Source organism: Faecalibaculum rodentium (assembly GCF_001564455.1).
In the GTDB taxonomy this organism is placed as follows: Bacteria; Bacillota_I; Bacilli_A; order Erysipelotrichales; family Erysipelotrichaceae; genus Faecalibaculum; species Faecalibaculum rodentium.
Genome location: NZ_CP011391.1, coordinates 2349397 through 2374847 on the forward strand (window position 1 = coordinate 2349397; position 25451 = coordinate 2374847).

The 25451-nt window shown below is 56.3% G+C and carries 28 protein-coding genes; 8 read left to right on the forward strand and 20 right to left on the reverse strand.

The genetic code is table 11. From position 1 onward, the window contains the following. Positions 1-129 precede the first annotated feature (129 nt). From aalo17_RS11445 to aalo17_RS11465, 5 genes are read right to left on the reverse strand one after another with little or no spacing between them, the layout of a single operon-like run. Positions 130-2307, reverse strand: a complete 2178-nt coding sequence (locus tag aalo17_RS11445; RefSeq protein WP_067559694.1) for an alpha-galactosidase — start codon at positions 2305-2307, stop codon at positions 130-132. Continuing rightward, positions 2292-3743, reverse strand: coding sequence for a sucrose phosphorylase (gtfA, locus tag aalo17_RS11450; protein WP_067559697.1), 1452 nt, complete (start codon positions 3741-3743; stop codon positions 2292-2294). Before gtfA ends, aalo17_RS11445 begins: the two co-directional genes overlap by 16 nt. Before the next feature lie 9 nt (positions 3744-3752). Continuing rightward, a complete protein-coding gene (locus aalo17_RS11455; RefSeq protein WP_067559699.1) occupies positions 3753-4580 on the reverse strand; it encodes a carbohydrate ABC transporter permease in 828 nt (275 codons plus the stop codon). Then, on the reverse strand, positions 4580-5455 hold the full coding sequence (locus aalo17_RS11460) for a carbohydrate ABC transporter permease (protein WP_067559701.1): 876 nt from the start codon (positions 5453-5455) through the stop codon (positions 4580-4582). The genes aalo17_RS11455 and aalo17_RS11460 overlap by 1 nt, the downstream gene beginning before the upstream one ends. Beyond that, positions 5452-6714 carry an ABC transporter substrate-binding protein gene (locus tag aalo17_RS11465; RefSeq protein WP_067559703.1) on the reverse strand — a complete coding sequence of 421 codons (1263 nt, stop codon included), beginning with the start codon at positions 6712-6714 and terminating at the stop codon, positions 5452-5454. The genes aalo17_RS11460 and aalo17_RS11465 overlap by 4 nt, the downstream gene beginning before the upstream one ends. A 185-nt stretch (positions 6715-6899) precedes the next feature. Here aalo17_RS11465 and aalo17_RS11470 point away from each other — a divergent pair, with 185 nt between their 5' ends. Further along, complete coding sequence (locus tag aalo17_RS11470) at positions 6900-7760, forward strand: AraC family transcriptional regulator (protein WP_067559705.1); 861 nt, start codon at positions 6900-6902, stop codon at positions 7758-7760. Positions 7761-7790: 30 nt separating this feature from the next. Here aalo17_RS11470 and aalo17_RS11475 read toward each other — a convergent pair whose 3' ends face one another. The 3 genes from aalo17_RS11475 to aalo17_RS11490 all read right to left on the reverse strand — a co-directional run bounded on the left by aalo17_RS11475 (position 7791) and on the right by aalo17_RS11490 (position 10867). After that, positions 7791-8900: an ABC transporter ATP-binding protein gene (locus aalo17_RS11475; protein ID WP_067559707.1), complete on the reverse strand. Its 1110-nt coding sequence runs from the start codon at positions 8898-8900 to the stop codon at positions 7791-7793. 318 nt (positions 8901-9218) lie between these two features. After that, the gene (locus aalo17_RS11485) at positions 9219-10037 is read right to left on the reverse strand and encodes an alpha/beta hydrolase (protein WP_236940480.1); all 819 of its coding nucleotides are present in this window, start codon (positions 10035-10037) and stop codon (positions 9219-9221) included. A 5-nt stretch (positions 10038-10042) separates the two neighbouring features. After that, positions 10043-10867: a hypothetical protein gene (locus aalo17_RS11490; protein ID WP_067559711.1), complete on the reverse strand. Its 825-nt coding sequence runs from the start codon at positions 10865-10867 to the stop codon at positions 10043-10045. 148 nt (positions 10868-11015) lie between these two features. Between aalo17_RS11490 and aalo17_RS11495 the strand changes: the two genes are divergently transcribed. From aalo17_RS11495 to aalo17_RS11520, 6 genes are all read left to right on the forward strand, one after another. Further along, positions 11016-11330, forward strand: a complete 315-nt coding sequence (locus tag aalo17_RS11495) for a hypothetical protein (RefSeq protein WP_067559712.1) — start codon at positions 11016-11018, stop codon at positions 11328-11330. Positions 11331-11594: 264 nt separating this feature from the next. Then, positions 11595-13517, forward strand: a complete 1923-nt coding sequence (ftsH, locus tag aalo17_RS11500; RefSeq protein WP_067559714.1) for an ATP-dependent zinc metalloprotease FtsH — start codon at positions 11595-11597, stop codon at positions 13515-13517. A gap of 146 nt (positions 13518-13663) precedes the next feature. Beyond that, on the forward strand, positions 13664-14584 hold the full coding sequence (locus aalo17_RS11505) for an AEC family transporter (RefSeq protein WP_075885138.1): 921 nt from the start codon (positions 13664-13666) through the stop codon (positions 14582-14584). Between the two features lie 171 nt (positions 14585-14755). Next, entirely contained in the window at positions 14756-15733 is a 978-nt protein-coding gene (locus tag aalo17_RS11510) for a LacI family DNA-binding transcriptional regulator (RefSeq protein WP_067559718.1), read from the forward strand. Further along, complete coding sequence (locus aalo17_RS11515) at positions 15714-17018, forward strand: MATE family efflux transporter (protein ID WP_067559720.1); 1305 nt, start codon at positions 15714-15716, stop codon at positions 17016-17018. Before aalo17_RS11510 ends, aalo17_RS11515 begins: the two co-directional genes overlap by 20 nt. Positions 17019-17179: 161 nt before the next feature. Further along, a complete protein-coding gene (locus aalo17_RS11520; protein WP_067559722.1) occupies positions 17180-17701 on the forward strand; it encodes a methylated-DNA--[protein]-cysteine S-methyltransferase in 522 nt (173 codons plus the stop codon). Between the two features lie 27 nt (positions 17702-17728). Here aalo17_RS11520 and aalo17_RS11525 read toward each other — a convergent pair whose 3' ends face one another. Both aalo17_RS11525 and aalo17_RS11530 read right to left on the reverse strand, forming a co-directional pair. Then, on the reverse strand, positions 17729-18910 hold the full coding sequence (locus aalo17_RS11525) for a pyridoxal phosphate-dependent aminotransferase (protein ID WP_145907717.1): 1182 nt from the start codon (positions 18908-18910) through the stop codon (positions 17729-17731). Beyond that, complete coding sequence (locus aalo17_RS11530; protein WP_067559724.1) at positions 18907-19440, reverse strand: hypothetical protein; 534 nt, start codon at positions 19438-19440, stop codon at positions 18907-18909. The genes aalo17_RS11525 and aalo17_RS11530 overlap by 4 nt, the downstream gene beginning before the upstream one ends. A 183-nt stretch (positions 19441-19623) precedes the next feature. Here aalo17_RS11530 and aalo17_RS11535 point away from each other — a divergent pair, with 183 nt between their 5' ends. After that, entirely contained in the window at positions 19624-20823 is a 1200-nt protein-coding gene (locus tag aalo17_RS11535) for an AAA family ATPase (RefSeq protein WP_203225826.1), read from the forward strand. 196 nt (positions 20824-21019) lie between these two features. Here aalo17_RS11535 and aalo17_RS11540 read toward each other — a convergent pair whose 3' ends face one another. From aalo17_RS11540 to aalo17_RS11585, 10 genes are all read right to left on the reverse strand, one after another. Next, complete coding sequence (locus aalo17_RS11540; protein ID WP_067559727.1) at positions 21020-21490, reverse strand: threonine/serine exporter family protein; 471 nt, start codon at positions 21488-21490, stop codon at positions 21020-21022. Continuing rightward, positions 21487-22242 (reverse strand): threonine/serine exporter family protein, encoded by a 756-nt coding sequence (locus aalo17_RS11545; protein WP_067559728.1) that lies wholly within the window; start codon positions 22240-22242, stop codon positions 21487-21489. Before aalo17_RS11545 ends, aalo17_RS11540 begins: the two co-directional genes overlap by 4 nt. Beyond that, entirely contained in the window at positions 22223-22720 is a 498-nt protein-coding gene (locus aalo17_RS11550; protein WP_067559729.1) for a dUTP diphosphatase, read from the reverse strand. Before aalo17_RS11550 ends, aalo17_RS11545 begins: the two co-directional genes overlap by 20 nt. Positions 22721-22895: 175 nt before the next feature. Continuing rightward, positions 22896-23444: a DNA-deoxyinosine glycosylase gene (locus aalo17_RS11555; protein WP_067559730.1), complete on the reverse strand. Its 549-nt coding sequence runs from the start codon at positions 23442-23444 to the stop codon at positions 22896-22898. Positions 23445-23569: 125 nt separating this feature from the next. After that, the gene (locus tag aalo17_RS11560; protein WP_067559732.1) at positions 23570-23833 is read right to left on the reverse strand and encodes an FRAT-87 protein; all 264 of its coding nucleotides are present in this window, start codon (positions 23831-23833) and stop codon (positions 23570-23572) included. Positions 23834-23872: 39 nt separating this feature from the next. Beyond that, entirely contained in the window at positions 23873-24148 is a 276-nt protein-coding gene (locus tag aalo17_RS11565; protein ID WP_067559734.1) for an FRAT-87 protein, read from the reverse strand. Between the two features lie 97 nt (positions 24149-24245). Then, a complete protein-coding gene (locus aalo17_RS11570; protein WP_067559736.1) occupies positions 24246-24509 on the reverse strand; it encodes an FRAT-87 protein in 264 nt (87 codons plus the stop codon). A gap of 32 nt (positions 24510-24541) precedes the next feature. After that, positions 24542-24805 carry an FRAT-87 protein gene (locus aalo17_RS11575; protein ID WP_067559738.1) on the reverse strand — a complete coding sequence of 88 codons (264 nt, stop codon included), beginning with the start codon at positions 24803-24805 and terminating at the stop codon, positions 24542-24544. Positions 24806-24837: 32 nt separating this feature from the next. Then, entirely contained in the window at positions 24838-25101 is a 264-nt protein-coding gene (locus aalo17_RS11580) for an FRAT-87 protein (RefSeq protein ID WP_067559738.1), read from the reverse strand. A 51-nt stretch (positions 25102-25152) separates the two neighbouring features. Next, positions 25153-25416, reverse strand: coding sequence for an FRAT-87 protein (locus aalo17_RS11585; protein WP_067559740.1), 264 nt, complete (start codon positions 25414-25416; stop codon positions 25153-25155). Positions 25417-25451: the final 35 nt, after the last annotated feature.

The following is a 25451-nucleotide window of genomic DNA, read 5'->3' on the forward strand; positions in this document are numbered from 1 at the left end:
ACTCCTTCCCGGCCTCTTTCGGGACAGGGAGCAGTGGCTTCCTCTTTTTGCATACAGATTTGTGAGTCAGATGAAAGGGTGGAAAAAGCAGGCATCTAGACAGAGATGCGCACGGAAGCCGGCAGCGGATCACTGCGTCTTTTCCCGTTCGAGAATCACGGTCACGGGGGCATCCGTGCCGGAGGTCAGCGGCAGCAGGAGTCCGCCGGTCATCAGGGCCTGTCCTGTCCGGCGCATACCATCGGCATCTCTGTACACTGCCTTTGGATCAAGCCCGCGTAAGCGGACCCGCCGCCGCAGGGCGTTGGGTTCGGTTTCGTATACCAGCCCCTGCACCAGGACACGGTCGTCATCTGCGATTTGCCAGAGGGCCATTCCCTGGCCCGGATTCGTAAGACGGTAATACCTCCCGTGGAAAATCAGCGGCTGCAGATCCCGGTACAGCTGGTTCATTCCGCGGATTTCCTCCCGCTCCAGGTCATCCAGTGTCTCCGGATCCAGCTCATAGCCGAAGGTGCCGGGCATTGCCGCGGCGGCCCGTGTGTCCAGAGATGTCCGCCGGCCGGTCTGGTGGTTGGGGGATGCGGATACATGACTGCCGACGGTATCCGGGGGATAGAAGAAGCTCGTACCGTACTGAATCAGCGTGCGTTCGTGGGGATCGGTGTCATCGCTGCACCAGATCTGCGGGGTGTAGTACAGCATCCCGGCATCAAACCGTCCGCCGCCGCCGGAGCAGCCCTCGAAGAGGACGTCCGGGACGGCTTTCGTGAGACGGTCGAGCAGGTCATAGACCCCGAGCATGTACCGGTGATGGACCTCCCCCTGCCGGTCTTCCGGCAGATGATCGGAGTGCCGGTCCGCCAGGGACCGGTTCATGTCCCACTTCACGTAGGTGATGTGATTGTCTGTCAGCAGCTTCGAAAACACCTGGAACAGGTGGTCCACCACTTCGGGATTGGTCATGTCCAGCACCAGCTGATTCCGCCCGCGTACCGGACCGCGACCCGGGGCCTTCAGCACCCAGTCCGGATGTGTGCGGTAGAGATTGCTGTCTTCATTGACCATCTCCGGCTCGATCCAGATCCCGAAATCCAGACCTGCGGCATTGACTTCCTCAATGAGGGACTGCAGAGAGCCCTCGAGTTTCTTTTCGTTGACCTCCCAGTCCCCAAGTCCCGCATTGTCGGAATTCCGGCTGCCAAACCAGCCGTCGTCCAGAACAAGAAGATCGATGTCCATGTCAGCCGACTGGCGGGCAATGTCCAGAATGGTCTTCCGGTCAAAGTTGAAATACGCTGCTTCCCAGGTATTGATCAGCACAGGCCTGGGCCGGTTCCGGAACCTGGGCGGAATCAGCCGCTGGCGAATGAGGCGGTGAAACCGCAGGGACAGAACCTCCAGCCCTTCATCACTGCGGATCAGCACCGCCTCCGGAGTCTGGAAGGATTCTCCCGGATTCAGTTTCCAGCGGAATCCATAGGGGTTGATGCCCATAACCAGCCGTGTCTGCCCCAGCTGGTCCATTTCCGCATCCGCCCGGAAGCTGCCGGAATACACCAGCATGGCGCCAACGGCCCAGCCAGCAGTTTCCGTGGTGTCGGGTCCTGTGAGAATGACAGCGGGATTCTGCTGGTGACTGGATGTCCCGCGGGTCGATCCGGCCGAGACGATTCCCTGCTCCAGGCGCCGGCGCGTAAACTGCCGCTCCTTGTTGTGCTTTCCTGTGAAAGTGATCAGGCCCACAGGTTCCCCATGGTGCACATCCAGTGACAGGCTGGCGGTGCGGTCCAGCCAGACAGGACGGCCGGAGCGGTTTTCAAACCGCGCGCTGCGGATAATGGCATCGTTTTCTTCATCCACCACGTAGAACAGGTCACAGGTCACTTCTGTGACCTTGTCTGCCAGGTGCAGCACCAGTGTCTGCAGGGGATTGCCTGCCTCCCGGATCTGCGGAAGTCCTTCCAGCACAGGGCGGCCTTCCAGAATCTCATATCCTTCGTACCGGAGGTCCAGCCCCCGGCTGTCTTCCAGTCCCGCGGCGCTGATCCGGTAGTCGCCGGTGCCTTCGCAGGGATACTCCTGGAGTCTGGTGTCCAGGGAGTAGGTGCGGTCATTGCCCGCATCCGCAATGCTCCCGGCAAACCCCACATCGGGATAATCCTGCAGATAGTCCATGACCTGGCCGCCGGTTTTCGGTCCATACCACAGATGGGACAGGATGTTGTGGCGGTCTGCCTGGATCTGGTAACAGGTGTGTTCTGTTTCTATCTGAAAAATGCGGTCTCTAATTACCTGTATGGCCAAAGTCTGTTCCCCCGTTTCTTGTCCTCTATTGTAAACCTGCCGGAAACAAGGTCACAGTCCAGTTCCAGGGCTTCATCCCCTGACCTTCGAAGCATACGCAGGTGGCCGTCTTCAGATGCGACATCCAGGTCCCCTTCCAGGTCAAACGCCGGATGACTGTTCCGCAGCTCCATGAGCCATTTCAAGTCCTGAACCACCGGGCGTTTCTGGTTTTCCTCAATCTCTTCCAGGCTGTAGCCGTGGCGGTTGATGTCCCGGCCGTTCCGCGTCCGTTCCAGGAGCTCCAGGTCGTTTTCCCCCGCGAGCAGCCCGACGTAATACACCTGCGGGATCCCCGGGGCAAAGAACTGAATCGCCCGTGCCATGAGATACCGGGCATCGTCGTTGCCCAGGGCGGAATAATACGTGGTGTTGACCTGGTAGATGTCCAGGTTGCCATACGCCTCGGAGCTGTATTTCCGGTTGAGGTTCGCCCCTTTTTCATACAGCAGGTCCAGCACCCGATCCGTTTCCTCCTGCGGCAGCAGGTCCCGGACATCCACCACACCCAGCCCATCATGGGTATCCAGTGTGGTGTACTGGTGCTTCGGGCACATCTTCAGCCATCTGGCCAGGTATTCGCCGTTGCCGGTATACAGGGCATGGAGCGTGAGTACCGGGAGCGCAAAGTCGTAAATCCAGTACCCGCGGTCTGCGAGACTCAGAGGAATGGTGTAGTGTTCGTGGATCTCCGGCAGGATCTCCACGCCCCGGGCCTGCATCCGGGACTCGATCCGGTCCAGCAGCTGCCAGATCTCCGGTGCTTCGAAGAAACAGCTCCCGCCGGGTTTCTTCACCGCATAGGCAAAGGCATCCAGCCGGATCACTGATGCACTGTGGTCCGCCATGTCATCCAGGGTCCGGTCAATGAACTCCAGGACCTTCGGACTGGAGACGTCCAGGTCGATCTGGTCTTCGGAGAACGTGCACCATACCTTGTCTTCGGTGCCGTCCGCAAAGTGTGCCTCGATGTACGGCGCCCGGGGCTTGCGCTTGTAAATCGCATCCACCTGCTCCTGTGTGGGAGCCCCGCCGGGCCAGAATTTCGAGTACCGGATGAAGAAATCCTTCCAGTCGGACTCTTCCTTTTTTTCCAGAAAATCCCGGTAATACTCCGACTGGGCGGAGATGTGGTTCACCATGAAGTCAAACATCAGCCATCGGTCTTTCCCGATGGCTTCCACATCTGCAAAGCTTCCGAAAGCCGGATCCACCATCTCATAGGTTTTCGGGGAAAATCCTCTGTCCGCACCCGAAGGGAAAAACGGGAGGATGTGGACACCGCCGACGGCTTTGTCGTACCAGGTATCCAGCGCTGTTTTCAGCTCCTTGAGATCTGCTCCGAGAGAGTCGGCATAGGTGATGAGCATCACCCTGTTGTCCCGCTGTTTTGTCATAGTCTGTTTTTATCCTTTCACGGCACCGTTTGCCACGCCGTTGAGGATCTGTTTCTGGCAGACGATGTAGAACACCAGAATCGGAATCAGCGACAGGACATAGGAGGCGAATGCCAGGTTGTAGTTTGTGCCGAACTGCGTCTGGAAGTTCAGCTGGGCGATGGGCAGGGTGTTCTGTCCTGTGCCGGACATGATGACCAGAGGGGTCATGACATCATTCCAGGTCCCCAGAGCGGTCATGACCGCCACGGTGGCGTGCATGGGCTTCATCATGGGGAAAATGATTTTCCAGAACGTCTGCCACGTGGTGAGTCCATCCACCTGGGCAGCTTCCTCCAGCACGATGGGAATGTTTTTCATATACCCCGCATACAGCATGACGTTCATGGGCATGTAGAACACCAGGTACAGCAGGATGACGCCGAACTGGTTGCCCAGGTGCATCTGAGCGGTCTCCTTGACCAGGGGCATCATCAGAATGGCGAAGGGCACAAACATGCCGCTGACGATGTAGAAGTATATGGTCTTGAACCCCTTGCGGCCGTTCATGCCCCGGCCCAGGGCATAGCCTGCCAGGGAATACACGAGAATCGCCAGAACGATCGTTCCCACTGTGATGAACAGAGAGTTGCCCAGGGAATGCCAGAAATCCGTGACGCGCATGGCTTCCGCAAAGTTGGAGAAACTCCAGGTTTTCGGGAGAGACAGCGCGCCTTCCACACTGTTGGTCATTTCGGAAGGCTGCTTGAAGGCAATGATGATGGCCATGTACAGCGGGAAGAACACCGTCAGGGTGCCCAGGCACAGTATGAATGTCAGCAGTTTGTTCTTTTTCATCAGAGCTGTTCCTCCTTGCTGCTCATGGACCGCAGCTGGATCACGGAAAGAGCCACGATCACCACGAAGAAGAACACGGCGTTTGCACTCTGGAATCCGAACTGTCCGCCATCCAGGCCATTGCGGTAAATCAGATAGGAGATGGATTCCGTGGACTGTGCCGGGCCGCCTTTGGTCAGGGACATGATCTGGTCGAAGACCATCATGAAGTTCTTGGTGGTCAGAAGCAGGTTTGTGGAGACAAAGGGAATGATCAGCGGCAGAGTCACCTTGCGGAATTCCGTCCATTTGCCGGCACCGTCGATTTTGCTCGCCTCATAGACGTCTTCCGGCACGGTCTGCAGACCCGAGATGTAGATGATGGTGGTCATGGCCACAGCCTGCCACACACCCACGATCAGCACACCGATCCAGGCGGTGTCCGGGGAGGACAGGATGGAATTCTGCAGCCAGGAAATGCCGAAATACTGCCCCACAGCCGGAAGGATGTAGGTGAACAGGAAACTGAAGATGTAGCCGATGATCAGACCGCCCAGAATATTGGGAATAAAGTAGATTCCCCGCAGGGCGGACTTGAAGCGGATCTTTGCATTCAGGCCGATGGCCAGCGCCAGGGCGAGCACATTCACCAGGATCGTGCCGCAGATGGCGTACTTGAAGGTGAAGAAGTAGCTGTGCCACACACGTTCGTCCGTGAAGAGGTCCAGGTAGTTGCGCAGGCCTACCCAGTCATAGGAGCCGTAGCCTTTGTAGTTGGTGAAGCTGTAGATGAAGCCCTGGATCATGGGCAGGGTGTTGAACAGAAAGAACAGCACCAGGATCGGAAGCAGGATCCTGACATAGGTGCGTTCCCGCGGTGTCATTTTGCGTTTCACTGGTTCTCCTCCTGCAGCCGCCGGATCAGGTCCCGGTTGTAGCGCTGCCACTCTGTGTCGAATTTTTTCAGGAATTTCTCCTTTGCGTCCGTGGATGTATCCAGCAGATAGGTCTGGATCATGGCATCCACCGCCATTTCGCTGGGGTAGTAGTGGTCATGGAAGTCCCGGACTTTTCCGGATTCGATATATTCCTTCATGTCCCCCAGTTCCTCGGGAATGGCGAAGTCTCCCTTCAGGCACGACACGCCGCCCTGGTCCGCCAGGTACAGATCCATGACTTCGTCCTGGCACAGGTAGTCAATAACCTCCATGGCGGCTTCCTTGTTCGGGCTGTCTTCCATGACACAGAACTGCAGGTCGATGCCGGAATTCAGCCACCGGTCTTCGGCTTTGTCTGTTGCCGGCATGACAAAGGAGCCGATTTCCATGTCGGGATTCACCGACCGGATCTGGGGAATGGCGTAGCTGCCAATGGCCCACATGGCGGCTTCTTCATTGGCAAACGCCGTGGCTGCATCGGAGTAGCCATAGGCAGAGGGGTTGGGCTGGATATAGGGAAGCAGGTCGCGGATCCTCTGGGCCGTGAGGTCATAGGCTTCAGTGAACGTGGCCTCGCCGCGGTTCACCTGCTGACAGATGTCCGGATCGGCCAGTTCCACCGCCATGGCATTCCAGGGGGCGAGAGTGGTCCAGGTGTCTTTGTATCCCGCATACAGGGGCTGGACACCGGCTTTGGATATGGTCTCGCACAGATCGGTGAATTCCTCCCAGGTTTCGGGCACTTTCCATCCGTGTTCTTCAAAAAGCTCCCTGTTGTACAGGATTCCCGCAGCATTGGCGACATAGGGAACAGCATAATCACCGTCCATGGGCACAAATTCCAGCTGCTTGTCGATCTCCCGGTAGCCTTCCTTGACTTTGTCCAGGAACGGCTGCCCTTCGAGGTTTTCGAACAGACCGGCGTCCAGGAATCCGGAGTAGTTGATGTCGCCGCCAATGGCCACGATGTCCGGATAATCTTCCCGGACAAACCGTGTTTTCAGAATGGTCATGGCTTCATTGGGTGAGTTGATGGTGAGATGAATGTCATCATGAGTCTCATTGAACAGATCCTGGATCTCTTCAAACACCTTCGCGGCTTCGGGTTTGTAAGACACGATCTCGATCTGGATTTTGTCGTCCGCAGGCCCGGAGGCACACCCTGCCAGAAGGCAGGAGGCAGATACCAGTGCTGTCATCAATTTTGCGCATTTCATGACTGAGTCCCCTTTCTTTTTCTTCTGATAAAACTGTACAAAATGGCGCGAAAAGAATGAATGGAACCAGAAATCCGCCGATATATCATATTGTGTGTTTTGACCGCTTTTCGAGATATTGAGTCAAAAAATGATATATTTTGGTTAACTGCTTCATTCTTTTCAACAAAGGAGGGGGATTTAAGATGAATGACGTCGAGTTTTCAATTTTCCGCAACGAGAATTACATTGATTTGAATATGTATCAATGCGGGCGCGAAAAATGCAAACCGGGTCATATCTTCGGACCAGCCGCCCGCAATCACTATCTGTTCCACTATGTCCTCGAGGGCAGAGGCACTCTCATGGCAGCGGGCACCGACGACTTGACCAACACCTTTGAAATTTCCGCCGGACAGGGATTTCTGCTTTTTCCCGGACAGATTTCCACGTACATCGCAGATGCCCGGCAGCCCTGGACCTACTGCTGGATCGAATTCGACGGACTGCAGGTCAAGGAAGCGCTGGACCGGACGCAGATGACCATGGACGATCCCGTATACCGTTCCCACACCCCGCAGCAGCGGGAGCTGATGGTACAGGAGATGCTGTACCTGATCCAGCACATGAAGGAACCGACGCTGCATCTCATTGGCCATCTGTTTCTGTTTTTCAGTGCTTTTGTGGAATCCACCAGGCGGTGGCAGCCCCGGAAATCCGCAAAGATGGCCGACTTCTATATCCGGGAGGCAATCACATTTATTGAGCAGAACTATACCCGGGATTTTTCCATTGAAGACATCGCAGCCACACTGGGCATCGACAGAGGGTATTTCGGCAAGCTGTTCAAGCGCGCCACAGGGCAGTCCCCGCAGCAGTTTCTGATCCAGTACCGTCTGATCAAGGCGGCCAATCTGCTGAAGACCACGGAGCTGTCCATCCGGGAAGTCGCCAACAGCGTGGGGTACGAAAACCAGCTGCATTTCTCGCGGGCTTTCCGGAAAATGTACGAAATGTCGCCCAGGGAATACAAAAAGACGCTTCTGACGGATTCCAGAAGCGTCTGACAGGAAACTGTGCAGAGCCGGAGAGCGGGATCACCCAATGGCTCTGCCGGTTTCGATGTCGAATACGTGGATCCTGGCGGGGTTGAAGGACAGTTCCACCTCGTCGCCCACCTGTGTTTTGGATTCCGGATCCACACGGGCTGTCAGCTGTGCTCCGTTGAAGTCTGTGTACAGGTAGATCTCTGCACCCAGGTTCTCGCGGACAGCCACTTTGGCCTTCGCTTTGGAGTCTTTGTACAGCTCCAGGTGTTCCGGTGTGTCATACAGATACTCCGGGCGCACGCCAATGGTCACTTCTTTGCCCATATAGCCGCCGTCTTTCAGGACCTTGCCCTTGGCCGGGTCGATGGCAATGTCTGTATCTCCGACACGGACAGCCACTTTTCCGTTTTTCTCCGTCACGGTCCCGTCCAGGAAGTTCATCTGGGGGGAACCGATGAAGCCGGCAACGAACTTGTTGGCCGGGTGATCGTACAGATACTGCGGAGTGTCGATCTGCTGCACTTCGCCGTCGCTCATGACCACGATCCGGTCACCGAGGGTCATGGCTTCGGTCTGATCGTGGGTGACGTAGATCATCGTGGCGCCCAGGCGCTCGTGCAGACGGGAGATCTCGACACGCATCTGGCCGCGGAGCTTGGCATCCAGGTTGGACAGGGGCTCATCCAGCAGCAGGACCTTCGGGTCGCGGACGATCGCACGGCCCATGGCCACACGCTGTCTCTGGCCGCCGGACAGGGCCTTGGGCTTGCGGTCCAGCAGTTTTTCCAGGTCCAGAGTCTTCGCAGCCTGAGCGACACGTCTGTCGATCTCGTCCTGCGGCATCTTGCGGATCTTCAGGGGGAATTCCATGTTTTCCTTCACTGTCATGTGGGGATACAGAGCATAGTTCTGGAAGACCATGGCAATGTCCCGGTCCTTGGGTTCCACGTCGTTGACACGGTTGCCGTCAATAATCAGGTCGCCTTCTGTGATGTCCTCCAGACCGGCGATCATACGCATGGTGGTGGACTTTCCGCAGCCGGAAGGTCCGACAAAGATCACGAATTCGCCATCCTTGACATCCAGGTTGAAGTCCTTCACGGCCTGGAAGCCGTTGGGATAGACTTTCCTGATATTCTTCAATGATACTTCAGACATACAGTTCTCCTCTCGGCATTCATTCTGCACCCTGACTGTAACATCGGGACGGGAACCGGAAACAGAAGCAGAAATCGCCTGCTATATGGAAAAATGAAGTTTTTTGCCGCATCTGTTCATATCCTGTCGCATCTGTCCATATTCCGGGGGTCCTGTCCTGACAGCAGGATCAGGCTGACTGAAAGCGGCTGCAGGGCCGCGGCGCAAAAACGGAAGCCCGGGCCGGATCTCCCTTCCTGGGACACTGGTTCGGACTTCCGTCTTTTTTCATGTTTCGTTTTTTTGTAGTACTGCGGACCCGCCGGGCTGCAGCGGTGCCTACTTCCAGAGGAAGTCAAACCATTCCGGGCTTTCCTTCTCCCAGCTTGCCTCGTCATGCCGGCCGCCCTTGACATAATTGATGTGGGTCATGATGCCTTTCCGGTTCAGCGGCTTGGAGAACCCCTGCAGCAGCTGCCAGATCCTGCGGCGGTTGCGCCGGAGTTCCGTCGAGCCCATGGACATGTACAGGCGGGTGTCGGGATTCAGGTCTGCGCTGTTGATGAGTTCATGCAGCGGACCGGGGTACAGGAACAGAGACGGGGACAGGGCCGCGGCTTTGGAGAACACATCGTTGTGCTTCAGCACACCGTAATATGCCATGAGTCCGCCCATGGAGCTGCCCGCGACCGCTGTGGCCTCCCGCTGCGGCCAGGTCCGGTAATTCTGGTCTATAACGGGCTTGAGTTCCCGGATGATCCAGTCAAAAAGCAGTTCTCCCTTTCCTTCGATGGGTCCCATGGGGGTGCGTGGATTGTCCCAGGGAGCGTATTCGTTCAGCCGGCTGTTACCTCTGTGGTCGCATTCCAGGCCGACGATGATGAAGGGCTTGTCATACTGGCCCAGGAAGGCATCAAGATTCCAGGACTTGCCGTAGGTGGCTTCGCTGTCCAGAAACAGGTTGTGTCCGTCGAACATGTAGATGACCGGATACCGTTCCTGGCTGTCCCTGTATCCCGCGGGCAGTCTGAGATGAATGGGGATGGACCGCTGCAGGCTTTCGCACCACAGCTCATGGTGCTGCACATCTCCGGTCAAAGGAGCCTGCTGTCCTGTCTCTTCCCCGCTCCGGGGTGCCTGAACAGAATCCGGCTGCACGGTATCTACGCCAGCAGCCTCGGTTCCGCAACCTGTTTCTTCTTCCGCCTGCTCCTGCTGCGGTGTGTGGATCTTGCCGGATGGAGTTTTTTTTTAGGCCGGCTGAGCAGACTGTCATAATCTGCCTGCCCGTCTTCCTGACAGTCATAAGTGCCTGCCAGGGTGCCGGAGGAAAACAGCAGGTACTTGTCTGCATAGAAGTCATATTCGAACCAGGTCGCTGCACCGTTTTCGGTACTCTTTTTCTGGCTGATCCGCAGGCTCTTTCTCTGCGCGGGTGTCAGTGTCTCGCGGAATTTTGCGAAATCCTGGCAGGTCACGGCTTTGCGGCGCAGCATGGGATCCCGGGGCAGGCTGCCCTTGAAAAAGTCGCCTTTGCGCGGATCGGGTGTATCCTCCACAAACTGGCGAAGGCTCATGGTTTCCCGGGAAATGTCCAGCCTGGGGTTTTCTTCCGACAGCAGGTGTATGGCTCTGTCATAGCCTTTGTCGAAGGACAGTATCACATATCTGTCCTTTTTCTTCACACCGTCGGTGATCATGTTCGCAATGAAGGCGATGATGGCCAGGTCCATTTCATTTTTCTCCCGGCGCCGTTCATTGTCTGTCTCCAGGAGATCCACTACATGAAAGCGGGGATCGTCCAGCAGGCCGTATACCTTGCGGTACACATTGATGTCAGACAGGAAAAACCATACTTCGGTATTGTCCGGCAGTGTCGAGGGGATCAGATTTCCGACATTCTCGGAATCGACAAACACCCGGCACATCCCGCCTTTTTTCCCGTCCTTTTTCTTCTTTTTCTTTTTATCTTTCTTGTCCTTGGACATATGCATTTCCTCCAAAGGGTCACAATTCTGTCATCATTATACCAGACTGGGACAACCACTGTACCCGGGCCGGGTTTTGCTTGAGTTTTGCCAGCGCTGGGGATAAGCTGTAGTCAGATGAAAGCGTTTACAGAAAGGAAGGCCACACATGAAACACGAAGCAATCCGGGCCCACATTCAGGAACTGATCGACAAACGCGCCGAGTCTCTGATGGAAGATGACACACAGGCAAACTATATCTCTGTTCTGGCCAAAATCTGGTCGGAGCTCGGCGACATCCCCGAAAGCAGTCTGGAATGGATGGATCCCAAGGATCTGGATGAACTGATCCTGACTGTTTACTATGCTCTGTCCCGTCAGCGTCATGCGATCACTGCCGGTGTGCAGAAGGAAGTGAACAAATACGTCCGCCACGAACAGAAGGACTGGGAATTTGCCCACATCATGGATTTCAACGAGTGACTGACACTCCCGCAGGCAGTCCGCCATCCAGGTGGCTGCCTGTTTTTGCGTGGTACGGCTGTTATCGCCGGTCCCTGGTGCAGTCTGCATTGTGGTGCCGGCAGGGACTTCCTGCAGTCGGCACCAGGCATAAGCCGCATTCTCGTGTTCTCTTTATGTGAAATGAAGTGATAGTCAGCACTCTCGTTGTACGGGTGACAGAAACAGATATAATGAGTGCATGACTTTTATTCGGAAGCATAAGAAAGAAGTGATGTACTGAATATGAACAGACAACCGAAACAGAAGAAATCTCTGTACAGATACTGGCTGATCACGCTGATCGTGCTGCTGGTCGTCAACCTGCTGATCGGGCCGATGCTGCAGGGAGCCAGGACCACACAGGAGAGCTACTCTTCCTTCCTGGACAAAGTGGAGGAAAAGGACGTCTCGAAGGCGGAGATCGACAACGGCACCATTTACTACGAGCTCAAGGGAGAGGACGGAAAAACCTATGCAGCCCAGGCGGTCAACGATCCGGACCTGGTGAATCGCCTGCGGGAAGCCGGTGTGGAATTCAGCGCCGTGAAACCCAGCACGACGTCCCCGTTCCTGTACTCCATGCTCTCACTGTTCCTGCCCTGGCTGCTGCTGTGGGGACTGGGATACTGGTTCTTCAGGCGGATGCAAAAAAAGATGTCGCAGGCTTCGGATTCCATGTCCTTCACACCCGGTGATGACCAGGACAAAGGTGGCGGATTCGGTGGCTTTGGCGGAATGTTCGGCGGCATGAACGGCCTGGGCAAGTCCAATGCCAAGGTCTACAAAGGAGAGCAGACCAACACGAAATTCTCCGACGTGGCGGGTCAGGAAGAAGCCAAGAACAATCTGATTGAAATCGTGGACTTCCTGAAAAACCCGAAAAAGTACCAGGAAATCGGTGCAAAGATGCCCAAGGGCGCTTTGCTTGTGGGTCCTCCGGGAACCGGCAAGACGCTGCTGGCCCGGGCGGTGGCCGGTGAAGCCGGTGTTCCCTTCTTTGCCATCTCCGGTTCGGAGTTTGTGGAGATGTTCGTGGGCCGCGGTGCGGCAAAAGTCCGTGACCTCTTCAAACAGGCCCGGGAGAAAGCCCCATGCATTGTCTTCATTGACGAGATCGATACCGTGGGCAAAAAGCGGGATGCCGGCGGCATTTCCGGCAACGACGAACGGGAACAGACCCTGAACCAGCTTCTGGCGGAAATGGATGGCTTCGATGGATCCAAAGGCGTGGTCCTGCTGGCCGCAACCAACCGGCCCGAAACACTGGATCCTGCCCTGACACGACCCGGCCGGTTTGACCGGCGGATCCCGGTGGAACTGCCGGATCTGAAGGGCCGGGAAGATATCCTGAAGCTCCATGCGAAAAACGTGAAGGCGTCTCCTTCCATTGACTACAACGAAATCGCCCGGGCCGCTGCCGGTACCTCCGGTGCAGACCTTGCAAACATCGTCAATGAAGGTGCCCTGCTGGCTGTCCGGGATGGACGCAAACAGGTGACGCAGCGGGACATGGAGGAAGCCATCGAAATCGTAATTGCCGGCGAGCAGAAGAAAGGCGCAGTCATTTCTCCCCGGGAACGCATGATCGTGGCCTATCACGAAATCGGGCATGCCCTGGTGGCCGCGAAATCCAAGAACGCGGCTCCGGTGCACAAGATCACCATCATTCCCCGGACCAAGGGTGCACTGGGCTACACCATGCAGGTGGAAGCCGAGGAAACGAATCTTCTGACAAAGGAAGAAGCCTATCAGCGGATTGTCACGTATACAGGCGGCCGGGCGGCGGAGGAACTGGTGTTTCATTCCATCACCTCCGGTGCTGCCAATGACATTGAGCAGGCCACAAAGCTGGCCCGTGCCATGGTGACAAGACTGGGCATGTCAGAGAACTTCGGCATGACGGCCCTGGAGTCTGTGAACAACGCCTATCTGGGCGGTGACACATCCCTGGCCTGCAGTGACGAGACTGCGGCAAAGATTGACGTGGAAGTGGTTGCCCTGATTGGCAGTGCCTACACGGATGCCACGAAAATCCTGAGCGACAACATCATGAAGCTGCATGAGCTGGCGAAGTATCTGTACGAAAAGGAGACTATCACCGGCGAGGAATTCATGGAAATCCTCAACAGACCGGCGGATGACTCCGCAGCCGCGGCTCAGGCATAAACCCTCATCGCAGGTTCCCCGGAACCTGCTTTTTTGTATTTCCGGGACAGAAGACAGCGCTTCCCGGTTTACAGACTGGTATCCGACTGTATCCTCGCGGGCATCTGAGACACCATTTTGCAGGATTTGGTTTCATCATTGACTGTATGGAAATGCTCAACTTACAGATACAGATATTTCTGCTGCTGGCCATTGGATGGATCCTGGGCCGGCTGAAACTCGTGGACAAACAGGCCCGTTTTTCCCTGTCCAGCCTGGTCATGGACCTGGTCCTGCCTGCGGCCATCATCCGGTCCTTTCAGCTGGAAATGACACATGAAATCCTGGTGTCCACGTTCGCAGTTCTTGTGCTGTCCGTCCTGATTCAGATCGGATGCATCCTGCTCAACAAATTTGTCTGGAAAGGCATCCGGGATGAAGCCATACGCACCAACCTGGAGTATGGTACAGTGGTGAACAACGCCGGGACCCTGGGCATGGTCATTGCCGAAGCGGCATTTGGCGAGGAAGGGCTGCTGTTCGCGAGTGTCTTCATGATCCCTGTCCGCATCATGATGTGGTCCTATGGCATCACACTGTATTCCCACACAGCCAGCCGGAAGGACGCCTTCAAAAAAGCCGCACTCCATCCGTGTGTCGTGGCTGTCTATATCGGTGTTCTTGTGCTCATTGCGCAAAACAGCGGTTTTGTGCTGCCGGCTGCTGTCCAGAGCACCCTCAATGCAGTAGCCAACTGCAACACAGCGCTGGTCATGATCGTCATCGGCACCATTCTCTCGGATGTGCATGTACGTCACATGTTTGACAGGCTGTCCATCGGTTATTCCGTTTTCCGCCTTCTGATCATGCCGGGTGTCCTGCTCCTGCTTCGGTTTCTGCCCATTCCGGCTCTGGCAGCCAATGTCTGCATCCTGGAATCTGCCATGCCTGCAGCCAGCACCATGGTCATGCTGGCAGACAAGTATCACAGGGATCCGGCGTTTGCCTCGAAGATGGTGTTTGTGAGTACGCTGCTGTCACTGTTCACCATGCCCTTCTGGACCTGGGTCTTCAGCATCATTGCGTGATGACCATCGACCCTGTACACATACCAGTTTGTCCGGAGCCTGCTCCGGATTTTTCTTTGTGCAGATTGACCGGCTCACCGCCGGGACTGCCTGCATTCTGCCACCCATCCGGTAAACCAGGTTAACGATTTAACGCTTGGCACCTTTCTTTCACTTCCTTATCATGAAGTCATGGAAAAAATACGACTGCGGGACATTGCGGACGCCCTTGGCCTCTCTGTGGCGACGGTCTCCAATGTCCTCAACGGCAAAGACAGCAAAGTATCACCGGCCACCCGGATCCGGGTCCTGGAAGCCGTGGAAGGATCCGGATATCTGCCAGAGCGCGCAGAAGTGCTTCTTGGCAGGAATCCGTCCCGCATGGTGGGGCTGGTGGTGAACGATCATCCGGAATACAGTGGCCACCCCCTGGAGGATCCGTACAATGCCCGGTTCATCAGCTTTCTGCAGCGGGCAGCTGTGCGCCATGGTCTGGAACTCCTCGTCAAGACCGCCCGGACCTGGGAAGAAGCCGCGCAGTTTGCCTCCATGTGGAACATGACTGGTCTGGTTGTGTCCGGCTTCTGCGATGCGGATTACGTCTCGCTCCGTCAGGAAATGAAGATTCCTCTGGCGGCCTGTGATGCCTTTTCTCGTGAAGCCGGGTTTTCCTCTGTCACGGTCCAGGACCGAAAGGGCGGCCGTCTGGCAGGAGAGCACCTCAAATCCCTGGGCCACAGCCGGGTGACGTGCACCACCACGAACATGATCTGCGACGATTTCGAGCGGATCCAGGGAATCCGGGATGCCGGTCTGCAGACCGATCTGTTCATGATCAGCGGTGACCGGACCGTCATGCGGGAGCAGTTCAGGCAGCATGATTTCAGCCATGTGACAGCTGTGTTCTGTGTCAGCGACCGCCAGGCCATGGAGCTGCTTTGCATTCTCCATGAACGGGGCATCCGGGTTCCCGAAGATCTCTCTGTCATAGGATTTGATGGCATTGAGGCCGGGATCTGGGCCGTTCCGCCACTGACTACCATTGCCCAGGACCTGGAAGCCAAGGCAGAAACCGCCATTGCTTCCCTGTTTGAAGACCCGGCGTCCCATCTCATCGATGTCGAGCTGACCGTCAGAAGGAGTACCGGCTATGCGAAAACCATTCTTTAGAACCGTCATGACCATTGCCCTGCCGGTAGCCCTTCAGTCGCTGGTGCAGAGTTCCTTTTCCGTGGTCGACCAGGTCATGATCGGCCAGCTGGGAGAAACGGCCATCACGGCCATCGGATTCGGGGGAAAGTTTCTGTCCCTGGCGCTCATGGTCATTGCCGGGTGTGCCTCGGCTGCCGGGATCCTGACAGCCCAGTATGAGGGACAGGCCAACCGGCGGGCTCTGGAACAATCCTTCTCCCAGGTATTTCTGATCTCGCTGGCTGTCTCCGGTCTCTTTTTCGCGGTATCCACGATCCTCCCCGGCACGATCATGGGATGGTACAGTCCGGACGCCACCGTGATTTCCCTGGCTTCCGGCTATCTGCGGATTTTTGCCTGGTCACTCCCGTTTTCGACGGTGACATCCCTGTATTCCGTGGTCCTTCGCTGCTGCGGCCATCCTGTCTCGCCCCTGTATGCAAGCGGGGCAGGCATACTGGCCAACACAGCCCTGAATGCCCTGCTGATTTTCGGGTTTGGCTGGGGTGTGCAGGGGGCTGCCCTGGCGTCTCTGCTTGCACAGATCCTCATGGCCGTCATGACCTGGTGCCTGGTCCGCCGGAACCTGCCCTGGTTTGGCCTGATGCCTGCCGTTGCCGGACTGAAAACCGTCATCGTGATCCTTCTGCCGCTGGTGGTTACCGAATTTCTCTGGAGTCTGGGTGAAAACATCTACTCCATGGTGTACGGCCACATGGGAACCGGCGCTTCGGCCGCCATGACCATGACCGTCCCCCTGCAGTCCATGACCATGGGGCTGCTGTCCGGGTTCAGCCAGGCTGCCGCCATCCTCATTGGGCAGCGGCTGGGAGCACAGGACAGGATAGGAGCATGGCAGGATTCCCTGTCACTGATCCGGTATTCCCTGTTCGGGTCCCTGATCCTGGCAGGGCTGCTCTGTCTGGGGGCCCCGTTTTATGTCCGGCTGTATTCTGTGGATGAATCCGTCCGGCAGATGTGTCAGCAGCTGATTCTGGTTTTCGCCCTGTTCTCCATTGTGAAAACGCAGAACATGGTTCTGGGTGGCGGAGTGCTGCGCAGCGGGGGAAAAACGGCCTGGGTGCTTGCCATCGACATCACCGGCACATGGGGAATGGGCGTTCCGGTGGCCATCTGGGCGGGGCAGGCCGGGTTTCCCGTGGCAATGGTCTATGCCCTTCTTTCGCTGGAAGAGGTGCTCCGGCTGGCTATTACTGCAGGGGTGTTCGCCTCCCGGAAATGGATGGAAACCATCCGCGTCTGAATGACCAAACTGCACATGACAGGAAGCGGCTGTCCCGGCTGCTTCCTGTTTTTTGCATCATTCCATCTGACGGAAACATTTTGTTTGAAACCGCTGTCACCTGAGGAAACAATATGTTATTATCCGGAGGAAAGCAAGCAAAAAAGAAAAGGAGTATCCACATGTATCAAACAGCACCCGATTTCCCCGCCGCTGAATCCGTTTTATACAACTCGCCTCTGGGAATCCTGATTCTGGAGGCCGATGAAGCCGGTCTGACGGCAGTCCGGTTTTCTCCCGAACAGGCATCGGATACGGCAGTCCGGCCCGGTCCCATCACCGCCAGGGCCGCAGAGTGGCTTGACGGGTATTTTTCAGGCAGCTGTCCTGAGCCGGATTTCCCTCTGAATCTCAAGGGAACCCCCTTTCAGAAAGAAGTATGGGCCATCCTTCAGACCATTCCGGCAGGAAAGACCATGACCTATGGAGAGATTGCCAGGATCCTGGCAGACCGCCGCGGAATCGACCGCATGGCTGCCCAGGCTGTGGGACAGGCAGTGGGAAAGAACCCGGTCTGCATTCTCGTTCCCTGCCACCGCGTCCTGGGACAGTGCCAGCGGCTCACCGGCTATGCCGGAGGTCTGGAACGCAAAAAAGCCCTCCTCACACTGGAGGGGGCAGAATTTTTGCCTGATTCCAACTGATACAGCGTTTTGTAAAAAGATCTGACGTTACTGACTCCGGTCGCCGGTTTCCAGCAGTCCGCTTTCCCGGATCCGTCTGGCCGCTTCCTGCACTTCCCCGTCACTGCGGACCAGGGCAAGGCGGACATACCGCTCTCCTTCTTTGCCAAAGTTGGATCCTGGATTGACCAGTACACCGGCCTGGTCCACCAGGGCATCCGTAAAGGCCTGGGCGCTGGACCAGCAGGCCGGGATCCTCGCCCAGACAAACATCGTGGCTTTGGGGACTGCAATGTTCCAGCCGGCATCCTTCATTTTTTCGATGAGATAGTCGCGGCGACGCCGATATTCATTACGCACCTGTTCCGTGAAGGCCTGTCCCTCCTTCAGGGCACAGATTCCCGCCTGCTGAATGGCCGGGAATACACAGAAATCCGTCATATCCAGCAGCTTCCGGTACGCCTGCACCAGTTCGGCATTGCCTGCCAGGACAGCCAGTCTGGCACCTCCCATGGAATAAGACTTGGAGAAACTGTTGAGCTCAATGCCCACCTCTTTGGCGCCGGGATAAGCCAGGAAGCTTTTGCCGGTTTCCCCCTCAAACACCAGTTCGCTGTAGGCGTTGTCATGCAGCACGATGATGTCATGATCTGTGGCAAACTGCACCAGCCTTTCGTAAAAGGCATCGTTGGCCACAGCTCCTGTGGGGTTGCCCGGATAGCTCACATACATCAGTTTGACCTCATCCGGATTTTCAATGGCATCAAAATCGATCAGGTACCCGTTCTCTTCTTTCAGGGGCATAAACTGCACAGCCGCCCCGGCCAGACGGGGAGCTGTCCCGTAAATCGGATAGTAGGGATCCGGAATCAGGACTGTATCCCCGGGGTCGCAATAGACCAGCGGGACATGGGTCAGTGCCTCCTGGCTGCCTTTCAGCAGGAAAATTTCATCCGCCTCCAGGTCCACCCCGTACCGGTTTTGGTACCAGTCCTGGACAGCCTCGATCATCTCCGGAAGGGGGCCCAGGGAATACTGCCAGGCGGCATCTTCCTGCACAGCCTGACTCAGGGTTTCCTTCACTGTATCCATGGGCGGGATATTGGATGAGCCAATGGAGAAATCGATCACCGGAAGACCCGTCCGGTCCGTGAATCTCTTCTTCTTCCGGTCCAGGTCCGCAAATGTGGCCCCCTGGATCTCCTGCACCCGTCTGGCTGCCCGGATCATCCCTGCTCCTCCGGCATCTCTTCCTGCAGACCGGCCACCTCAAGAAGCAGGGGCAGCACCTGGGCCTTCACCGCCTGCAGTTCCTCACGCGATACAACATCATATTCAGCGCGATACAGGGCTGTCTGCACCGGCAGCAGCGCACTTTGCAGGTCCTGCCACTGCTCCAGCTGCATGATCTGCGGCAGGCTCATCATCCGGGCTTCCAGGGTGTGATGACGCAGTTCATTCAGGAGTGCTTTCTGCAGGAACAGGACACTGGCACTGAAATCCGCCTCGGTGTCTTCGTAGAATGACTCCAGATCCCAGGCCTGTTCCAGAAAGTCCAGGGTCCGTCCGTCCAGTTCCTGGTAGATGTCACTCAGACCCAGCCCTTCACTGTAGTCCACCGAAGGTTCTTCCTCTTCCGGCTTCGGCTGCATGCTGGCAATCATGTCATTGGCCATGGAATCCAGCTGCGCCCGCTCATCATCGGACAATCCGTTCATCATCCGGGAAATGGCACTGAAATCTATGTCACTGAGTTTCATATTCCTGATCCTCCCTCTTTCGTACTCTCCTATTATCCATTTCCAAACAAGGAACTCAAAGCAATGATGGAAAAGAATGAAAGAAACCGGCCGATATCTGTAAGCAGCCGCTTCGGTTTCACATGGGCTGTCCCGCAATGTTCCGTCTCAGTCTGTCACACGCAGGGTGTCTATAATACTTGTATGACAACCATTCACGATACATTGAAGAACGACATTCTGACAGCCATGGGAACAGCCCGGTATCTGGAAACAGATACTGGTTTTCCGGCACCGGAGATGCTGCGCAGGCAGCTGATGTCACTGTTTGAACAAAAATACGGGCCGGGAGAAGGAAAAGAACAGCTGGAAGCCATTCTGCCCGCTGACATGCAGTCAGAAGCACCTGTTCTGCCGGCTGACGGTGGGACGGCCGCAGATCTTTTTGGGGAATTCGAGGAACTGGACCGCCGGTTCCAGGCACAGGATCCTGCCTTTGGCACCCCCAATACCAGACTTCTGGAGCGGATCTGGAAGGGACTTGACGCTTCCTTGCCCGAGGCGCAGGACCAGAACTTTGCCCTGAGTCCCAAAGCCCGGAAACTGCTGGCTGAACTGGATGACATGACAGGACTGGATTCCGTCAAGAAACAGGTCCACCGTCTCGCTGCCCTGCAGCGCATCTCGAAGATCCGGGAATCCCGGGGCATGAAAGTGCCCGCCGTTTCCCGTCACCTGGTCTTTGAGGGAAATCCCGGGACCGGGAAAACCACCGTGGCACGGCTCATAGCCCGGCTCTACCGGGAAATGGGGGTCCTTTCCCGGGGCCAGCTGGTGGAAGTCCACCGCCCGGATCTGGTGGCTGGCTATATCGGCCAGACCGCCCAGAAGACGGAAGAGAAAATCCGCGCTGCCCTTGGTGGTGTCCTGTTCATTGACGAAGCCTACAGCCTGTACAAGCCATCCTCCCCCAGTGACTTCGGGACAGAGGCCATCGAGACGCTTCTGAAACTGATGGAAGACCACCGGGATGACCTGGTGGTGATAGCCGCCGGATATCCCATGGAAATGGAGACATTCCTGGAATCCAATCCCGGCCTCCGGTCCCGCTTTGGCACCACACTGACCTTCGAGGACTACACCCCGGATCAGCTGATGGAGATCCTGCTGTCCCTGGCGCAGGACATGGAGTACACGATTCCCGTCCATGCGCAAAAGGCACTGAAAGAAACCATCCAGGGCTACATGAATCATCCCGACCGGCACTTTGCCAACGGGCGAACCATGCGCACCTGGCTGGAAAACGCCATCAGCCGGCAGGCCGGACGGCTCATGAATGTGGAGAATCCGAGTCTGTCGGACCTGACGGAACTGACCCTCGAGGACTTCCCGCCGCTTTCCTGAGGTCCCCAAAGCCTCCTTTTCCACGAAATGATCCCGGAAACATAGTCCGCCCGCGGATTCATGCCACAGGCTTTCCATTCAGATTTGAAAAGGGAGAGCATCTCCACCAGGTGCTCTCCCTTCTTGTCTGCAGTCCTCCAGGGTCTCCAGCTGACCGCGCCGGCATTTCCTCAACACCGCGGCCATGACAGTCTGCTCAGTCCTGCTCCTGCAGTTTCTTCCGCCGGTGCATCGCAGCCCGGATCCGGCTCGTCAGGCCGAAGACCGTGCCCATGATCAGGATCGCCAGGGCAAGGGCCCCGGAAATGGACAGGATCTCAATGAGCTTGCCGATGGCACCGCTCTGTCGCCCCTGCACGATTTCGCCCATGAGATACAGCATCAGCCGCCCCGGCACAAAGGGCATCAGCACACTGGGCAGATACGTCGTCACAGGTGTGTGGCAGATCCGGGCAAATACCTCCGACAGACCCGCAAACACCAGTCCACTGATGAAGGTACACGTGATTTCATTGGCCCCGTTCACCCGGCAGATGCTCCCGGCAACCGAGGCACTGCCCGCAATGACACCGGACCAGACAATGTTCCAGCGGCGGACATCGAAGAACACCGAATACATGGACGCCGCCAGGAATGCGCCGGCCGCGGATACCAGAATCGTGTTCATGCGCCCACCATCATCGCCGTCAGGCACCCCAGTGCAATGGCGATCGCCACCAGAAAGGCCTCCGTCGTGCCGGCCAGACCCGAGAGATAGTCTCCCGAAATCGTGTCGCGGATACCGTTGGTGATGGCCAGTCCCGGCACCAGCAGGGCAATCGCAGCCACGACCGCCGATCCGACATCCAGTTCCGGAATCAGGTACTCCTGCACCATCATGGGCAGCCACGTGCAGAGAAACCCCGAAATCAGCGTGGCCAGCAGACCGTTGATGAATGTCTTCTGCAGCAGCCCGTCCACCAGCCAGATGATGAGGCCGATCCCGAAAGCCGCCACAAGGCCCTGCAGACTGGCACCATCCATCATGCCGAATCCCACGGAACAGAATCCGCCTGCCAGGGCGATCACCCACCAGGGATAGCCCTTCTGGGCATCGATTTTGTCCAGTGCCCGTTCCATCTGACTCAGGGTCATGGCGGATGCATGCCGGGAGAGGCTGTTGATTTCATCCACCTTCGAGAGATCCGTGTCATAGTGCTGCACCCGGACCACACGGGTGATGATCCGTTCGTGTGCCTTGAAGGAAAACATGACACCGGTCCGTGTCACGAAGGCCTCGGGCTGTGCCACACCGGGAAAACTCAGGCAGATGCGGTTCATGGTGTCCTCCACGCGGTAGATTTCCGCCCCACTCTCCAGCAGGATCAGCCCTGCGCGCATGACCACGGACGCCAGCCGGTTACTTTCCTGAAGATCCAAGGCGTCCCGCTCCTCTCTCGCTGGCGATATCCTGCAGGTCTTCGAACCGCAGCTCCTGCACCTCCGGTTCGGGCACCGGAAGCAGAATGGCCTGACACAGTGCCTTTTCATAGGGATACAGAAGGAAGGACTCCGCTTCCTTCAGATCCAGGGCTTTTTGGGCCTGTTCCTTGATAATCCGCAGCGGTTTTTCATTCAGGTTCGTCACCGGACACAGGTATTCCCCGCGGTATCCGGAGTCAATGACCCCGGAGCGCTGCGCAATCCCCTTCGTTCCCGTGGACCCCCGTTCCTTGAGAATCATTACATAGCCCGGATCGAAGGCACTCGCGATCCCCATAGGCACCATGCGGGTTTCCATGGGCCCGATTTCCAGCCAGTCTTCCTCGAAGCAGGGATACAGGTCATACCCCGCATCTTCCCGCCGCTTTGAAGGGATCCGAGCCCCGTCCTTCACTTTCGCCCAATACAGTTTCATCTCTCCATCTCCTTTGCTGCTCACCAAACACGGACCAGTCCATGATCTGTCCAGCCCTGTGCCGCTTCTGTCAAAAACAGCCGGAGGCTGCATGAGCGGCCACCGGCTTAAAACCTGTCCGGCTTTCTGACATCAGAGTACGCCACAAGACAGGCAGCTGTCACTGCTTCTGGAATCAGTACCAGTTCTCCGGCACTTCCTGGGCCCGATCCAGGGCCCTGGCATACAGCGGTACCAGTTCATCCAGGTGTTCGTACATGAAATCCGCTCCCGAGGGAGAAGGCACGTAGCAGACCTGGACATCCGCCGGGAAGTTCCAGTTCTCCCGGTCGATTTCGTGTTCGGCCATCCTTGATACACAGATGAGTTTTTTGATCGTGGGATGCTCCTTCAGGAACCCCGCCATGTCATTGTACACTTCATCCGTTGTCGTATCCTGCTGAGACAGATGCCGTTTGCAGGATTTCAGCACAGACCAGATGGCGATTTTGTTTGCCTTGCACAGAGCCGTGCGTTCTTCGCTGGTCTCCGCCGGCATTTTGTAAATCGCGGCCATGACCTTCCAGAAATGATTGCCGGTATCCGCAAAGTAGAATTTGCGTGCTTCGGAATCGAAACTGGGCATGGTCATCAGAAACAGATATTCGCTGTCTTCAAACACCAGTGGCGGCAGAGCCGTGTAGGTCTGAAGATCGGATGTATCCCCGAATCCCGGGAGCTGCATAAGGGTTCCTCCTTGTCGTATGCAATGCCGGTTTCTGTGCCGCCCTGCGCAGGCAGCCCGTACAGGCACAGACCGGCTGTGTTTTGAAAAAACGACCGGGGATGTCCCGGTCGTCTTGATCTGTCTTATTTCAGAGCTGCAAGGGCTTTTTCGACGATGGCGATTTTCTCGTCCTCGGCTGTGGCCTTCGCCTCTTCCCCGGCATCTTTGTGGATGCGGGCATAAGCTTTCAGGACACCGAGTTTCTCATCGAGACGGTCCTTCATGTCCTGGCCGTACTTTTTGTCTGCATCGCCGAAATCAGCGGCTGCCTCTTCGACAATTGCATCGCCATAGGGAGTTCCCCCAACGGCTTCCTTCAGTGCGCGTACCAGTTCATCTTTGGTCATATCGACACCTCCTGCCTTGCGTGTTTGAATGAAGAGATCTTACTGCAGAGCAGCAGCGGCCTTCTTCACGATGGCCAGCTTGTCAGCTTCAGCAGCGGACTTTGCTTCTTCGCCCATCTGAGCGTCGCGGTTCATGTAGTACTCCAGGAATCCCAGACGGTCGTGCAGACGGTCCAGTGCGTCCTGGCCATACTTCTTGTCAGCATCGTCGTAAGTGGCTTCCAGAGCAGCGATCAGCTCTTTGCCATAAGCGGAATCACCGACAGCAGCTTCCAGCTTTGCAACCATTTCGGCCTTGGTCATTTTGTTTTCCATGATATTTTTACCTCTTTTATTTTGTTTCTGTTTTAAACAGGGAAGATCCGGCTCCGGTCTGGAACCGGATCTGATTGACATGATTTCTTAAGAGATCTTACTGCAGGGCAGCAGCGGCCTTCTTCACGATGGCCAGTTTGTCAGCTTCAGCAGCAGACTTTGCTTCTTCGCCCATTTCAGCATCGCGCTTCATGTAGTACTCCAGGAAGCCCAGACGGTCGTGCAGACGGTCCAGAGCGTCCTGGCCATACTTCTTGTCGGCATCATCGAATGTGGCTTCCAGAGCAGCGATCAGCTCTTTGCCATATGCAGTATCACCAATAGCCGGTGTCAGTTTTGCGATCATTTCATCTTTTGTCATGATATATTGCCTCTTTTTCTGTCTTCGAATTCTTACTTCAGAGCAGCCTGTGCTTTTTCCAGTACAGCTACCTTGTCTGCTTCAGCAGCAGCCTTGGCATCTTCGCCCATGGCAGCGTGCTTCTTTTCCCAGCCCTTCAGGAAGCCCAGACGGTCGTCGATGCGGTCCAGCGCATCCTGTCCGTACTTCTTGTCAGCATCGTCAAATGTGTCAGCCAGGACTTCGATCAGAGCCTTGCCGTATGCAGTATCACCGATAGCCGGTGTCAGTTTTGCGATCATTTCATCTTTTGTCATGATATATTGCCTCTTTTTCTGTCTTCGAATTCTTACTTCAGAGCAGCCTGTGCTTTTTCCAGGACAGCTACCTTGTCTGCTTCAGCAGCAGCCTTGGCATCTTCGCCCATGGCAGCGTGCTTCTTTTCCCAGCCCTTCAGGAAGCCCAGACGGTCGTCGATGCGGTCCAGCGCATCCTGTCCGTACTTCTTGTCAGCGTCGTCAAATGTGTCAGCCAGGACTTCGATCAGAGCCTTGCCATATGCAGTATCGCCGATAGCCGGTGTCAGTTTTGCAATCATTTCATCTTTTGTCATTGTATGTACCTCGTTTATATTCTCAATAATACGGATTTTCGTTCCGTACCGTTATTCAATTGCCTTCAGAGCTTTGTCGATGATCGCGATCTTATCCTCATCCGCGGTCTCGCGGGCCTCTTTTCCGAATGTCTTGTCGATCCGGGCATAGGCTTTCAGGATAGCCAGACGTAAGTCGAGACGGTCTTTCATGTCCCATCCATACTTGTGTTCACTGTCGCCGAATGTCTTTTCAGCTTCTTCGATCAGTTCCTTGCCGTAGGGGGTATCACCGACTGCAGCTGTCAGCTTGCTTACCAGTTCTTCTTTAGTCATAGAATCTTCGACCTCCTTAGTCGTCAGCAGGACCC